This is a genomic window from Paraburkholderia mimosarum LMG 23256 = NBRC 106338 (genome assembly GCF_000739815.1).
GTDB classification, from domain to species: Bacteria; Pseudomonadota; Gammaproteobacteria; order Burkholderiales; family Burkholderiaceae; genus Paraburkholderia; species Paraburkholderia mimosarum.
On sequence record NZ_BBJJ01000117.1, the window covers coordinates 1 to 12,764 of the forward strand.

14 protein-coding genes are annotated in these 12,764 nt (G+C 65.0%); 7 read left to right on the forward strand and 7 right to left on the reverse strand.

Going from position 1 to position 12,764, the window contains the following annotated elements; genetic code table 11:
- Positions 1-210, forward strand: a 210-nt coding sequence (locus BMI01S_RS42675) for a hypothetical protein (protein WP_218002764.1), incomplete at its 5' end; no start/stop codon positions are given.
- Positions 211-324: 114 nt separating this feature from the next.
- Here the strand turns inward: BMI01S_RS42675 and BMI01S_RS34145 are convergent.
- A complete protein-coding gene (locus BMI01S_RS34145) occupies positions 325-1,581 on the reverse strand; it encodes an MFS transporter (RefSeq protein ID WP_028232738.1) in 1,257 nt (418 codons plus the stop codon).
- Between the two features lie 418 nt (positions 1,582-1,999).
- On the opposite strand from BMI01S_RS34145, the gene BMI01S_RS34150 reads away from it, so the two are divergent.
- On the forward strand, positions 2,000-2,686 hold the full coding sequence (locus BMI01S_RS34150) for an orotate phosphoribosyltransferase (RefSeq protein WP_028212100.1): 687 nt from the start codon (positions 2,000-2,002) through the stop codon (positions 2,684-2,686).
- A 108-nt stretch (positions 2,687-2,794) separates the two neighbouring features.
- Here the strand turns inward: BMI01S_RS34150 and BMI01S_RS34155 are convergent, their stop codons facing one another.
- Positions 2,795-3,493, reverse strand: coding sequence for a response regulator transcription factor (locus tag BMI01S_RS34155; RefSeq protein ID WP_028232739.1), 699 nt, complete (start codon positions 3,491-3,493; stop codon positions 2,795-2,797).
- Between the two features lie 266 nt (positions 3,494-3,759).
- On the opposite strand from BMI01S_RS34155, the gene BMI01S_RS34160 reads away from it, so the two are divergent.
- Together BMI01S_RS34160 and argC are read left to right on the forward strand one after the other, a co-directional pair.
- Positions 3,760-4,350 carry a YbhB/YbcL family Raf kinase inhibitor-like protein gene (locus BMI01S_RS34160; RefSeq protein ID WP_042292304.1) on the forward strand — a complete coding sequence of 197 codons (591 nt, stop codon included), beginning with the start codon at positions 3,760-3,762 and terminating at the stop codon, positions 4,348-4,350.
- 341 nt (positions 4,351-4,691) lie between these two features.
- The gene (gene argC / locus BMI01S_RS34170) at positions 4,692-5,639 is read left to right on the forward strand and encodes an N-acetyl-gamma-glutamyl-phosphate reductase (RefSeq protein WP_028212096.1); all 948 of its coding nucleotides are present in this window, start codon (positions 4,692-4,694) and stop codon (positions 5,637-5,639) included.
- Positions 5,640-5,875: 236 nt separating this feature from the next.
- Here argC and BMI01S_RS34175 read toward each other — a convergent pair whose 3' ends face one another.
- Positions 5,876-6,241 (reverse strand): response regulator, encoded by a 366-nt coding sequence (locus BMI01S_RS34175; RefSeq protein WP_028212095.1) that lies wholly within the window; start codon positions 6,239-6,241, stop codon positions 5,876-5,878.
- 300 nt (positions 6,242-6,541) lie between these two features.
- Positions 6,542-7,420, reverse strand: a complete 879-nt coding sequence (locus BMI01S_RS34180; protein WP_028232742.1) for an NAD(P)-dependent oxidoreductase — start codon at positions 7,418-7,420, stop codon at positions 6,542-6,544.
- A gap of 142 nt (positions 7,421-7,562) precedes the next feature.
- On the opposite strand from BMI01S_RS34180, the gene BMI01S_RS34185 reads away from it, so the two are divergent.
- Positions 7,563-8,387 (forward strand): Mut7-C RNAse domain-containing protein, encoded by an 825-nt coding sequence (locus BMI01S_RS34185; protein ID WP_042292307.1) that lies wholly within the window; start codon positions 7,563-7,565, stop codon positions 8,385-8,387.
- A gap of 102 nt (positions 8,388-8,489) precedes the next feature.
- Positions 8,490-8,765, forward strand: a complete 276-nt coding sequence (locus tag BMI01S_RS34190; RefSeq protein WP_028212093.1) for a hypothetical protein — start codon at positions 8,490-8,492, stop codon at positions 8,763-8,765.
- A gap of 140 nt (positions 8,766-8,905) precedes the next feature.
- On the opposite strand, the gene BMI01S_RS34195 is transcribed toward BMI01S_RS34190, so the two are convergent.
- Entirely contained in the window at positions 8,906-9,127 is a 222-nt protein-coding gene (locus BMI01S_RS34195) for a hypothetical protein (protein WP_028212092.1), read from the reverse strand.
- Positions 9,128-9,617: 490 nt separating this feature from the next.
- Between BMI01S_RS34195 and BMI01S_RS34200 the strand changes: the two genes are divergently transcribed.
- A complete protein-coding gene (locus tag BMI01S_RS34200) occupies positions 9,618-10,541 on the forward strand; it encodes a DMT family transporter (protein WP_042292312.1) in 924 nt (307 codons plus the stop codon).
- Between the two features lie 451 nt (positions 10,542-10,992).
- Here the strand turns inward: BMI01S_RS34200 and BMI01S_RS34205 are convergent, their stop codons facing one another.
- Together BMI01S_RS34205 and BMI01S_RS34210 are read right to left on the reverse strand one after the other, a co-directional pair.
- Positions 10,993-11,496 carry a CinA family protein gene (locus tag BMI01S_RS34205; RefSeq protein WP_028232744.1) on the reverse strand — a complete coding sequence of 168 codons (504 nt, stop codon included), beginning with the start codon at positions 11,494-11,496 and terminating at the stop codon, positions 10,993-10,995.
- Between the two features lie 116 nt (positions 11,497-11,612).
- Entirely contained in the window at positions 11,613-12,371 is a 759-nt protein-coding gene (locus BMI01S_RS34210) for an SIR2 family NAD-dependent protein deacylase (RefSeq protein WP_244145476.1), read from the reverse strand.
- Positions 12,372-12,764 lie beyond the last annotated feature (393 nt).

The window sequence follows — 12,764 nt, forward strand, 5'->3', positions numbered from 1 at the left end:
ATCCATTTTCAGGCCTGCCTGGACATGAGAGACGTAGAGAGAGAATGTTTTATTTTCGTAAGCCCACCAGGACGTCTCGCCGCGCAAGATTTCGAAGGCGTGGGATCCGCAGGCAAGCCAACGAACCCGGCAGCAGACGAAACGCAGACGAATCACCTGAACGACACGGCGCGAACTACGCGGCGCGAGCGCTCCAGCGGGGCCGATTAGTGTACACCTCGTGCCGTACACGTCCACTTGGGTCAGGCACTCATAGCGGGCATGGGCGCGGCTGAGAAAGCAGCGGCGCGCGCGATACCGTGTCGTCTTACGGATGAGCGGCGATCATTCGAGCGCCGCGCCGCGCCGTTCGGGAATCAGGAAGAGCGTGGCGAAGATGTCGAGTACATAGATCGAGGCGAGCATGCCGAGTGCCGCCGCGAAAGAGTAGCGCGCCGCGAGCGCGCCTACGGCGAGCGGCCCGAAGCCGCCCACGGCGCGGCCGATGTTGAAGAGCACGTTCTGCGCGGTTGCGCGCGCGGCGGTCGGATACAGCTCCGAGATGAGCGCACCATACCCGCCGATCATGCCGTTCACGAACACGCCCATCGCCGCGCCGCCGATCAACAGCGCGAACGGCGTGGAAAGCTGCGCGTAGACGAACACCATGATCACGGCGCCCGCCTGGTAGAACAGGAACGCTGGACGGCGGCCGAAGCGGTCGGCCGCGACGCCGAAGAGCCAGATGCCGAGCGCCATGCCAGCGACAGTCGCGGCGGTCCAGAGCCCCGACTTCGTGAGCGAATATCCAAAGGACTTCGACAGGTACGCGGGCAGCCAGATCATCAGCCCGTAATAACCGAAGTTCTGCACCGAGCAAAGCACGGTCACGCCGAGGCTCGCACGCGCGGTACGCGCATCGGCCACGAGCAGACGCAGCGCGCGCGGGCGTTCTGCCTTGCCGGCCACGGCCACGCGCTGTGCATGCGCAAGAAAGAGTGCTGGCTCCTCCACGCGCCGGCGCACCACGAACGAGACGACGGCCGGCAAAAGCCCGATTGCGAACATGCCGCGCCAGCCGATCACGGGCAGCAACAACGGCGTGAGCAGCGCCGCGGCCAGCACGCCCAGCTGCCAGCCAAGCCCGACATACGACGACGCCCGCGCGCGCAGCCGCGCCGGCCACGCCTCGGCGACGAGCGCCATGCCGATGCCGAACTCGCCGCCGAGCCCGATGCCGGCAATGGTGCGATAGACGAGCAGATCGCCGTAGCCGCGCGCGAGCGCGCACATCCCCGTGAAGACCGCGAAGAGCAAGATGGTCCAGGTGAGCACGCGCACGCGTCCGTAGCGATCGCTCAGGACACCGAACCCGATGCCGCCCGCGACCGCGCCGACGAGCGTCCACGTGACGAGCGCGCCAGCCTGCGCGCCGCTCAGATGCAGATCGGCGCTGATCGCGGGCAACATGAAGCCGAGCATCAGCAGATCGAAGCCGTCCATGGCGTAGCCGAGCACCGAAGCGACGAGTGCACGCAGGGCGTGGCCGCGCGTGGCAGCGGCTGTTGTGACAGAGGCGGCAGGCGGAGAAACGGCAGTCATGTGGGCAATCCTGTGGCGCACGCGCTCGCGGGGGAAGGCGAACCGGCGTGAGTGTAAAGGCGCGGCCAGACCGTCACAACCGCGGAACAAACGGACGGCGCCGTTCGCGTCCGCCTGATGGCCGGGCGACAACGCCAACCGGAGCGTCCCGGGCGTTCGCGCCCCAGATAGCAGTCGCCGGTTGCCGGCGCGACTCGTCGGCGATCGTCAAGTCGGGTAAAATACCGGCCTACGCGCGCAAGAGAAGCCGTCCGGATCGGGCGAGTCGTCGAGACCCAGGATCGTGAGAAAGGTCAGACGATCGACGCCCCCGGGCCGCGCATCGCAGGCGCCGAAGCCAGGCTTCGGCGCCGCCGTGCCAGCGCCACCGGGCCACCGCGCCCACCCTCCTCCCGCACTCATACCCAAGGATTCGCCCATGACAGGCTACGATCGCCAGACGATCTCGGACACGACCGCCAAGATGCTGCTCGAAGTGAAGGCCGTGCACTTCAACGCCGAAAAGCCCTTCATCTTCACTTCCGGCTGGGCGAGCCCGGTCTACATCGACTGCCGCAAGCTCATCTCGTATCCGCGCGTGCGCCGCGGCCTGATGGAAATGGCCGAAGCCACGATCCTGCGCGACGTCGGCTACGAGCAGATCGACGCCGTGGCCGGCGGCGAAACCGCGGGCATTCCGTTCGCGGCATGGCTCTCCGACCGCCTGATGGTGCCCATGCAGTACGTGCGCAAGAAGCCGAAGGGTTTCGGCCGCAACGCGCAGATCGAGGGTCTCCTCACCGAAGGCCAGCGTGTTCTGCTCGTCGAAGACCTGACCACGGACAGCCGCAGCAAGATCAACTTCATCAATGCGTTGCGCACGGCCGGCGCGCAGGTGAACCACTGCTTCGTGCTGTTCCACTACAACATCTTCAAGGAAAGCGTTTCGGTCCTGAAAGACATCGACGTCGATCTGCACGCGCTCGCCACCTGGTGGGACGTGCTGCGCGTCGCCAAGCAGTCGGGCTACTTCGAGACGAAGACGCTCGACGAGGTCGAGAAATTCCTGCATGCGCCGGCAGAGTGGTCGGCGGCGCACGGCGGCGCGACAGCGGCACCGCAGTAAGCGCCCGCGCGCAGCTAGCGCAAAGCAAAAGGCCATCTGCTTCGTGGGCAGATGGCCTTTTTTACGGCCCCGTGCCGTAATTAACGTGCGGAAATCGACATGAGGAATTCAATGCGCCGTTTCTGCCTCGCCGCCCTCCTTTGACGCCTGCGAAGAAAGGTTGAGCAACCCATTGCTCTGCGCATACTGAAACAACTCCGGGTCTCGATCGAGTCCGAGCTTGCGCATCGCCGTATTTTTTTGGGTACTAATAGTCTTAATGCTGCGACTGAGTTTTTCGGATATTTCTTTAATCGTCATTCCCGAAACGAAAAGTCGTACGACTTCGAGTTCGCGTTTTGAGAGCGTGACTTCCTCCGATTTACCGCCGCTGTTAGCGCGAAACTGATCGAGCGCGATCCTCACCTGCGGGCTCATGTACTCGAGATTACGACTCACATGCTGCACCGCGAGGCCGATGTGGCTCAGATCGTCGGATTTGTGCACTACCGCGATCACGCCCAGCTCGCCGAGGCGTTTGAGCAGCGCGGCGTTCTCGAGCATCGTAAGGACGACGATGGGGATATTGGGGAAGTTGCGTCGCAGGTAGCCGATGAGCGGCAGGCCGTCACCATACTGGCCGCCAGGCATGGCAAGGTCGGTCACCAGCACATCGCAGGGAACCGTCTGCAACACCTTGACCAGCTCCGTGGATTGGCGTGCGCGGCCAACAACCTGAATTCCCGGGAAATTGAGTAGTGCCTGTTCCGCACCAAACAAGATCACCGGATGATCGTCGGCGACTACGACCCTGATTGGTTGCTGCATTACCCCTCCGTGTAGCCAAATCTGTTTCTCTCTCCGGCGCGCGGCAAGTTCATATTGGCTTCTTCTTGTGGCGCCCGGCGGCCTCACGTGCCCGAACGGGAGATTTCATGACTATAGCCGAATCTTTCGGCGCACTTTGTTCACGTGCAGGAGAAACCTCGCTCGCTTATGCCCGCTATATTGGACAGATTTGGGCCAGAGGGCAAATGAAACGTTTCCTTCAGGAGAATGTGGCCCGAATTTCACAAACCCAGGAGAACTCGCTGATGCGCACTCCATATGACTTCGAGCTGAATTGCGCGCCCCGCGCAAGCATAATCGCGAGGCTTGCCGTGGCGAGTCTCGGGATCGTTTCGGCTTTAGCTTATTCTGGCGAAAACTTCGCACTCTCCAGCGCCGACCTGACGGATGGCGGCAAAATCGGCCCACGCCAGATATTTAACGACGCGGGATGCAACGGCCCGAATCGATCACCGAGCTTGACGTGGCGCAATGCTCCAGCGGGGACGCGGAGCTTCGCCATTACTGTCTTCGATCGCGACGCGCCAGGGCGCGGCTGGTGGCACTGGGCCGTCGCCAATGTTCCCGCGAATGTGACGAGCCTGCCGGAGAATGCCAGCGCGTCGGGCGCGCTGCGCAAGCTCGGCGCAATCGAGGCGCGCAACGATTTCAACGTCGACGGTTACGGCGGACCTTGCCCGCCTCCGGGCAATCCGCATCGCTACGTCATCACCGTTTATGCATTGCGCATCGACACGCTCCCCCTCGCCCAGGGGCGCCCCGCTGCGTTGTTCGATCGCGAAATCAGCGGGTCGACCCTTGGCAGCGCGAAGCTCACGGTGACATACGGTCGTTGATCGAGCGCGCCGTGGGTCGAGAGCGGTTCACCGCGAGGTATGCGTCGGGCGGCCAACATGCGCCCGAGCGCCTCTGGCGAACCGACGCCCGCAAGATCGCGAGCCGTTCGGTCCCCGAAGAAATCCTGCGGCGCTACACGTGCCTTCACGCGTGGCTCGCCTCGGCTCGCGGGCAGACCCGTTTTTTTGGCGACGCGTTCACACGTGCGCCCGCATGAAGTCTTAAAATACCGTTCCGGCGCCGCCTGGCTGACGCGTGGCGCAGCGCCCGGCATAGCCTCTGCAATTCCGCTTGCAACTTCGCTTGCAACCCCGCAATCCCCGCGTTCAGAGAGACCGAGATGAGCACGAAAGTTTTTGTCGACGGACAGGAAGGCACGACTGGCCTGAAGATTTTTGAATACCTGTCACCGCGCACCGACGTCGAAATCCTGCGTATCGACGATGCGAAGCGCAAGGACGTCGAGGAACGCCGCCGTCTCATCAACGCTTCGGACGTCACCTTCCTCTGCCTGCCAGACGTTGCCTCGCGCGAATCCGCGTCGCTCGTCGAGAACGACCGTACCGTGCTGATCGACGCGAGCACGGCGTTCCGCACGCACGCGGACTGGGCCTATGGCCTGCCCGAGTTGACCCGCGCGCAGCGGGAAAAGGTGCGTACCTCGAAGCGCATCGCGGTGCCGGGGTGCCACGCGTCGGCGTTCATTCTGGCCATGCGCCCGCTCGTCGAGGCGGGCCTCGTCGCGCCGGAATTCGCCGCGCATAGCTACTCGCTCACGGGCTACAGCGGCGGCGGCAAGAAGATGATTGCGGAGTACGAAGCAGGCGGCAACGCGAAGCTCGCGAGCCCGCGTCCCTACGCGCTCGGCCTCACGCACAAGCATCTGCCGGAAATGGCGGTGCACGGCGGCCTGAAGTCGGCGCCGGTGTTCACGCCGATCGTCGGACCGTTCTACAAGGGACTCGCCGTCACCACTTATTTTTCGCCGCAGCAGCTCACGCGTCGCGCCAGACCGCAAGACGTGCAGGCGCTCTTCGCCGAGTACTACGCCGGCGAGCCGTTCGTGCGCGTCGCGCCTTTCAACGCCGAGGAGAATCTCGACGCCGGCATGTTCGACGTGCAGGCGAACAACGACACGAACCGCGTCGACCTCTTCGTGTTCGGCAATGAAGAGCAGTTCGTCACCGTCGCGCGCCTCGACAATCTGGGCAAGGGCGCCTCGGGCGCGGCGATCCAGTGCATGAACCTCGCGATCGGCGCGGCTGAGAATACTGGCCTGCATGCCTGATGCGCCCGCAACGGGAGCGCAAACAAGAAAACCGGCTCGTTGAGCCGGTTTTTTTTCGCCCGTACGAAGCGTACGCGTCCGACGTACAGGCAAAAAAAAGCCCGCCAATGTCGGCGGGCTTAATCCATATCAGAGGAGACATGGAGGAGACAGGAACCAGTATAGCGACTAGCGTGATGCAATGCAACATGTAAAGTAGTGCACACCCTGAATGTTGCTTCGCAACAACGCATTTGTCACGATCCCGTCATAGAAAGAATGAACATCAGCTGATCGAGCCCTACGGGCCGCACGAGATGGACGTCGAAGCCCGCCGCCAGCGCCTCGTCGCGGTGGCGCGATTCTCCCCACCCGGCCAGCGCGATCAGCAATGGCACGCGTTCGCCGCTCACCGCGCGAAGGCGGCGCACGATCGTGGCCGGCTCGTCCTGCGCCAGCGAAAGCGCCATGACGGCCACGGCCGGGGCTCGGCGCGCCGCTAGCTGGATCGCGTCGTCGAGCGTCTTCGCGGCGGAGACCCCGTAGCCAAGGTCGGTCAGCAAGGTGCTGAGCCCGTTCAGTGACTTCTCGTCGTTATCGGCGATCAGGATGCGGGTCTCCATTCGCCGTCTCCTACCCTGTTGTGGCTGCGCGCCCAGATTTCCCGTTGGGTCTGTCGTGCGGCCTGTCGTCTGACCGGTTTCCCGTCCTGCATTCGCGAACGGTGCCGGGAATCCGGCCGCCGTCCGTTGCGATGCGCCCCTATTGTGCTTAGCGGCCCGGCACGCATTTGTGCGTCACCGAGCGGTTGTCTGAAGATTTTGACGCCGTATGACCGGGCAACGTTCGCCGCGGCTCATTGCATCGTGACGCGAGGCGGCGATTCGACGACGAGCCAGCTCCCGCTCGGCTGCCGCCAGCCGCTATCCGATGCCGCGCCCCGCGCGACGCGCCGCCACGTTGCCCAGCACGGCGAAATCGCGCTCGCCGTCGCCATGCGCCACCGCTTCGAGCAAACTGTCGCGCAGCACGCTCGCGAGAGGCATCGGCGTTGCCGCCTGGTCGGCGGCGGCCAGCGCGAGCCGCACGTCCTTGAGGCCGAGACGCGCCTTGAAAAGCGCCGGCTCGTAGCGCCGCTCGGCGATCATGGCGCCATAGCCCGCATAAACCGGACCCGGAAACGGTCCGCCCGTCACGACGTCGAGAAAGTCACGCATCGGCACACCGTAGCCGTCGAGCAGCGCCGCCGCCTCGCCGAGCGACTCCACGGCCGAAGCCAGCATGAAATTCGCGGCGAGCTTCATCACGTTTGCCTGCTGCGGCTGGGCGCCGACGTGCCATGTCTTCTGGCCGATCGCGTCGAAAAGCGGTTGCACGCGCGCTATTGCTTCGGCCGCCCCAGCGGCCATGATCGTGAGCTTCGCCGCCTGCGCGGCATCCGGCCTTCCCAGCACCGGCGCCGCGACGTAGTGCAGGCCGCGCGAGGCATGCGCCTGCGCCAGCGATTCGGCCAGCGCCACCGAAATGGTCGCCATGTTCACGTGCACGAGCCCTTGCCGGGCATGATCGAGCAGCGTCGCGTCGATCACCTCGCGCAGCGCGGCGTCATCGGCGAGCATCGAAACCACGGCATCGCCGGCAAAGGCCTCACGAGGCGAGCCGACGATGCGCGCGCCCGCCGCCGCTGAAGCTTGCGCCTTCGCCGCCGTGCGGTTCCATACGCGCACCGTATGGCCCGCTTTCAGCAGATTGCCGACCATCGCGGCGCCCATCTCGCCGAGACCGATAAAGCCAATGTCCATCGCCCACTCCTTTCACGAAAAGCCGTGACAACAACCGGGAAAACGTCCACTAGAACACAAGCCGGCCCACGTTGCATGCGCGCCCCGAGGAAATGAACGCGCCGCCGCGCGCGGCGAGGCATGCGGTGCGATACTGCTTTGCATGGTCACCGCCACCTTCCGCTTTTATGAGGAGCTGAACGACTTTCTGGCGCGGCCGCTGCGCCGGCGTGCGTTCAGTTGCGCCTGCGCGCGCAACGCCACGGCGAAGCACATGATCGAAGCGCTCGGCGTGCCGCATACGGAGGTCGAGCTGATTCTCGTGAATGGCGAATCGGTAGGTTTCGAGCACCCGCTCGCCGACGGCGACCGCGTGGCCGTCTACCCGAAGTTCGAGGCGCTCGACATCCGGCCCCTGCTGCGCGTGCGCGACGCGCCGCTGCGCGAGTTGCGCTTCGTCGCCGATGCGCATCTTGGCGGCCTCGCCCAGCTCCTGCGGCTGGCCGGCTTCGACACGCTCTACGACAACCACTACCCCGACGACGAAATCGAGACGCTCGCCGCCGCCGAGCACCGCATCGTGCTCACGCGCGACCGCGAGCTGCTCAAGCGGCGCAGCATCACGCACGGCTGTTACGTGCGCGCGCTCAAGCCGCGCGCCCAGGTCCACGAGATCTTCGAGCGGCTCGACCTTGCGGCGAGCGCCCGGCCGTTCCGGCTGTGTCTCATGTGCAACGCGCCGCTGCGGCCCATCGAGCGCGCGGCCGTGCGCAAGCGTGTGCCGGAGGGTGTCTATGAGCGGCAAACGCGCTTCGTCACCTGCGACGTCTGCGAGCGCGTGTTCTGGGAAGGCTCGCACTGGCAGCGCATGCGCGCGCTAATGGATGGCCTCACGCGCCGAACCGGCGGTCCGCTCGAGACGCCCGACGCGCGCGAAGTCCGCAAGCGGCACGACGACGGCGAAGGGCTGGATCCAGGCGGCGCCTGAAGGCGAGCGTCGCTGGTTCGGCGCCACCGCACCTGCCGGCAATGGACGCGCGCGAGCGTTTGCGTACAATGCGCGCCACCGCCCAACACCGGAGCACGACATATGGCCATGAAGAAAACCGACCTTGAAAAGAACAAGGCGCTGAAACTGATGCAGGCGACGCACAAGTCCGGGCCCGAGCGCTTCGGCAAGGGCTCGGCGGCACCGGCGCTGGACCGCCGCGAGCAGCGCAAGCTGGATCAGGCGCAAGGGCTCGTGCCGTTCGCGTGCAAGCTCAACGCCGAACTCGTCGAGAAGCTGAAGTCGCGCGCCGCGGACCATCCGGGCGGCCTCAACGGCCTGGTCGCCGAACTGCTCGAGGCTGGACTCGCACGTTGAGCGCCCGGGCGGCGCCGTCGAGCCCTCTCGCGCTGCAACGCCCACGGCGAACGAAAAAAAGCCAGAGCAATGCTCTGGCTTTTTCATGGCCACGGTTGCGCGCGGCGTCGAAACCGCGCGAACCTGGCCGCGCAGGCGTTTTAGTTCGCCTGACCCTTGTCGGCGGTGCCGGCGGCCGATGCGCTTTCCGACACAGCGGCGCGCTTGCCGTGTTGCTTGAGCTCCTTGTGGTGCTTCTTGGCCTTCGCCGGTGCGCTGGCTGCCGGTGCGGTTGCGGCGGGAGCCGAAGCGTCTTGTGCAAATGCCTGAACCGAAATCAGTGCGACCGATGCTGCGATGAGCGAGGCGAGAGTCTTTTTCATCTGTTGTTCCCCAAACCTGACAAATAATGACCGGCACGTTGTGAATTAGAACAGCGTGAAACCGCGACACGGTCCGCTTGCCGATCGGGGCGGGCGTTTCGCGCGAAGCAGTATCACGCAGCGTTGGACGTTTGTCATCCGTAAATGGACCGGTGTATTTTCCGGGCGACAATTTCCTTTCAATTCGGATACGATTGGCATTTACGCTCCGCGGTTCGTTGTCCTTTCGCGTAATGCGCTGAATTGCCTTGCCGCTGGTCAGTTCGTGTCCGATTCGCAGCGAATCCAGGCACGATCGCAGACACGAACGCAGACACGATCGCGAGCAAGGAAACGACCCCAACGTCCCATGCGCAACAGTGCGCCGCACGCGATCGGCGCGCTGGCCGCCGAAAGCGCCGTCGCACCCCCCGCTGTTGCTCCGATACACGCGAATAGAGATCTCCACTTGCCATCCACCACCCGCCGCCACGTGCGCGCCAATCTGCTGATGCTGGCCGCCGCCCTGATCTGGGGCTCGGCATTCGTCGCCCAGCGACTCAGTCTCGATAGCATCGGCCCCTTCCTGTTCACCGGCCTGCGTTTTCTGCTGGGCGCCGGTGTGGTCTCGGCCTTCTTGTTCGTGCGCCGCCGCGCCGGCCCGCGCGCCGTGACAGGGGGACTCAGCCCGGCGCCCCAGGCGCTGTTCACCGGCGCGCTGCTGCGCTCCGGCGCGGTGCTCGGCGTCGTCCTGGCCGCCGCCATCTCGCTCCAGCAGATCGGCCTCGGCTACACGAAGATCGCCAACGCCGGTTTCATCAGCTCGCTCTATGTCGTGATCGTGCCGATGCTTGGCGTGCTGCTGCGCCATCGCACCGGACTCGGCACCTGGCTCGGCGCCGCGCTCGCAGCGGTCGGCCTCTACTTTCTCAGCATCAACGAGCACTTTTCGGTGATGTACGGCGACTGGTACCAGCTTGGCTGTGCGCTCGTGATCTCGATCCAGGTCATGCTCGTGGGCCACTACGCGCCGCGCCACGATCCGCTCGCGCTCTCGATCGTGCAGTTCGTCGCCTGCGGTGTGGTGTGTCTCGTGATCGGGCTCGCCTGCGAACCACTGCGCGCGGCCGACATCGTGCGCGCCGCGCCGACCATCCTTTATGGCGGCGCGCTTTCGGTGGGCGTCGGCTATACGCTGCAGGTCGTCGCCCAACGCGACGCCGCGCCCGCGCACGCCGCTGTGATATTCAGCATGGAAGGCGTATTCGCCGCGCTCGCGGGCTGGGCCGCACTCGGCGAAACGCTTACGCCGCGCGCACTCGCCGGCTGCGCGCTCATGCTCGCGGGCCTGCTGGCCTGCCAGTTGCTGCCGGCATGGCAGGCGCGCGTGCGCGCTCGTCAGCGCGCAGCCACGCAGCCCGCGGAGACGGCGTAAAGACGACATACGGCACGCCGCGCACGCCCAGTTCGCCGCCGGGTTTCGATGAATGGCGTCGCCTTCGCGCGACGCCTTTTTTTCGCGCGGTCTTTTCACGTGGATAACGACGCGCAATCGTGCCGCGCCGCCCGGGTTATCCACGCCCACATCTGGATAACCTGGGGACGACCTGGCGAACGACCTGTGGAGCATTTCTTGATAACCCCATGTCGGACCGAGCAACCCGAAAAGTTATCCCGCAAGCGCGCAACGCGTACAGCGTTTGTCCGCATGGCTATTCGATCGGCATCGATATGAACGGATTGGCAATTTCCCTGTTGTCCACAGTTAACGCCAGGACTTGTTAACTGCTACTACTTATAAATATGAATACTCAAATGAATATGGAGAAAACGCACGACGCTCGCTGCGCGTGCGTGCTGCGCAGTCGCGCAGAGACATCGCGGCTTCAATGTTCTCGCGCGAGCACGCTATCGACGAATCGCGGCAACCCGAGCAATGCGCGGCGCGCGACCGACCTGCGAATCTCGTTGCGTCTGCCGGAAAAGCAGACCGTTTCGCCAGCGCTATGCACGCGACCCTCTTCGATGAACGCCCACGCGAAGCAATGCGTCACCGCAGCGCCGCGCTCGTCGTCTTCGTGCGCGAACAGGCCTATGCTCGCCAACGCAACGCTCGCGCGTCCCCCGCTTCGCGCAAGCGCACCTTCGGCGGCTTCGCGCGCAATCGCTTCGCTCACGAGCCCGCAGCGTTCGACCGTCTGCGCATTCACACCGGGCAGCGCCGCGAGCGCCGCTTGCGAATGCGCGACGCAGCCGCCATCGAGACACCCCGACGCGCCTCCCTGCTCCGCCAGCATCACGCCGATCGCGCCGGCGGTGCAGGTCTCGACACTCGTGAGCACGAGCGAGCGTGATTTCAGATAGCCGACGATCTGCTTCGAGATGTTCATGGCAACAAAGAATCAAAAGCGAAAAATGCGAGTGTCGCACGCGCACTCAACGAAAAAGGGCGTGGCTCCCGAGGAGACACGCCCTTGCTCGATGCGCCATGCGGTGACGCCGCGCGTTAGCCGCCCGCCATCATCCGCTCGATGATGGGCTCGAGATTGCGCAAGCCGATGGTCGCGGGCTCGGCCGCCACGACGCCGAAGCATTCCGTGCGCCGCGGCGCCGGGTCGACGAGGAAATTGCGTTCGTGGCGCCCATAGCGCTCGGGTGGCAGCAGCCGCTCAGGCGGAATGACCTCGAACGCCGTGCCGATGGCGATGAAGAGATCGCCCGGCGTCATGTCGCGCTGAATGCGCCACAGCGTCTCGTATTCGGGCGCCGCCTCGTTGAAGAACACGACGCCGGGCTTCACGCTCTCCACCTGCCCGCACGCGGGACAGGCGGCCTGCGGATCGAGTCCCTTGCCGGAGACCGGAAAGCGATAGTCGCAATCGGTGCACAGAAGCGAAATCATGTCGCCGTGCAGATGCGTGACCTGACGCGCACCGGCCTGCTCGAGCAGGTCGTCGATGTTCTGCGTGACGAGATGCACGCGCTCGGTGCCCCAGGCGTTCTGCCACTTCGCGAGTCGCTCATGGGCGGCGTTCGGGCGCGTGTCGACGCATTCGGCGATGCGCTGGTTGTAGAAGCGGAACACCGCGTGCCGGTTGCGGCGCCACGTGAGGTAATTGCATACCTCGTCGATGCTGGCTTGGGACCAGATGCCGTCGCCGGTGCGGAACGTCGAAATACCGCTCTCCGCAGACAGGCCCGCACCGGAAAACACGAACAGGCGGGGCAGTCGGCCTGACTGGCCAGGTTGCCGGGATTGCACCACTTTTGTCTCCTTGGTCGAACCGCGACATTATGACTGGCCGAGGGCGTTTCGGCAGCGGTTGGCGATGGAGACGTACCCCGTCGCCCTAGCGAGCGCGCAGCGGCGCCTGGAGGCGGCGCTGCGCGCGAGATGAGCCCCGCCCCTATGCGGCGGGTGCGCGAGGCGTCTGAGCGGCCTCTCGGCGCTTCCAGCTCGATGGCACAACAAAAAGGGGATGCCGCACTGGCATCCCCTCTCTCAGGACGTTCCCGGCGCGGCCACAGAAGACGACCTGCGACGCGCGAAAAGCCTCACTCCACCGTCACCGACTTCGCGAGATTGCGCGGCTTGTCGACATCGGTGCCGCGCGCGCAGGCCGTGTGATACGCGAGCAGTTGCAGCGGCACGACGTGC

Bases quoted from the DNA above. Each gene is read 5' to 3' on its own strand.
- BMI01S_RS34145 (WP_028232738.1), bottom strand. From the start codon at position 1,581: ATGACTGCCGTTTCTCCGCCTGCCGCCTCTGTCACAACAGCCGCTGCC.
- BMI01S_RS34150 (WP_028212100.1), top strand. From the start codon at position 2,000: ATGACAGGCTACGATCGCCAGACGATCTCGGACACGACCGCCAAGATG.
- BMI01S_RS34155 (WP_028232739.1), bottom strand. From the start codon at position 3,493: ATGCAGCAACCAATCAGGGTCGTAGTCGCCGACGATCATCCGGTGATC.
- BMI01S_RS34160 (WP_042292304.1), top strand. From the start codon at position 3,760: ATGCGCACTCCATATGACTTCGAGCTGAATTGCGCGCCCCGCGCAAGC.
- argC (WP_028212096.1), top strand. From the start codon at position 4,692: ATGAGCACGAAAGTTTTTGTCGACGGACAGGAAGGCACGACTGGCCTG.
- BMI01S_RS34175 (WP_028212095.1), bottom strand. From the start codon at position 6,241: ATGGAGACCCGCATCCTGATCGCCGATAACGACGAGAAGTCACTGAAC.
- BMI01S_RS34180 (WP_028232742.1), bottom strand. From the start codon at position 7,420: ATGGACATTGGCTTTATCGGTCTCGGCGAGATGGGCGCCGCGATGGTC.
- BMI01S_RS34185 (WP_042292307.1), top strand. From the start codon at position 7,563: ATGGTCACCGCCACCTTCCGCTTTTATGAGGAGCTGAACGACTTTCTG.
- BMI01S_RS34190 (WP_028212093.1), top strand. From the start codon at position 8,490: ATGGCCATGAAGAAAACCGACCTTGAAAAGAACAAGGCGCTGAAACTG.
- BMI01S_RS34195 (WP_028212092.1), bottom strand. From the start codon at position 9,127: ATGAAAAAGACTCTCGCCTCGCTCATCGCAGCATCGGTCGCACTGATT.
- BMI01S_RS34200 (WP_042292312.1), top strand. From the start codon at position 9,618: ATGCTGGCCGCCGCCCTGATCTGGGGCTCGGCATTCGTCGCCCAGCGA.
- BMI01S_RS34205 (WP_028232744.1), bottom strand. From the start codon at position 11,496: ATGAACATCTCGAAGCAGATCGTCGGCTATCTGAAATCACGCTCGCTC.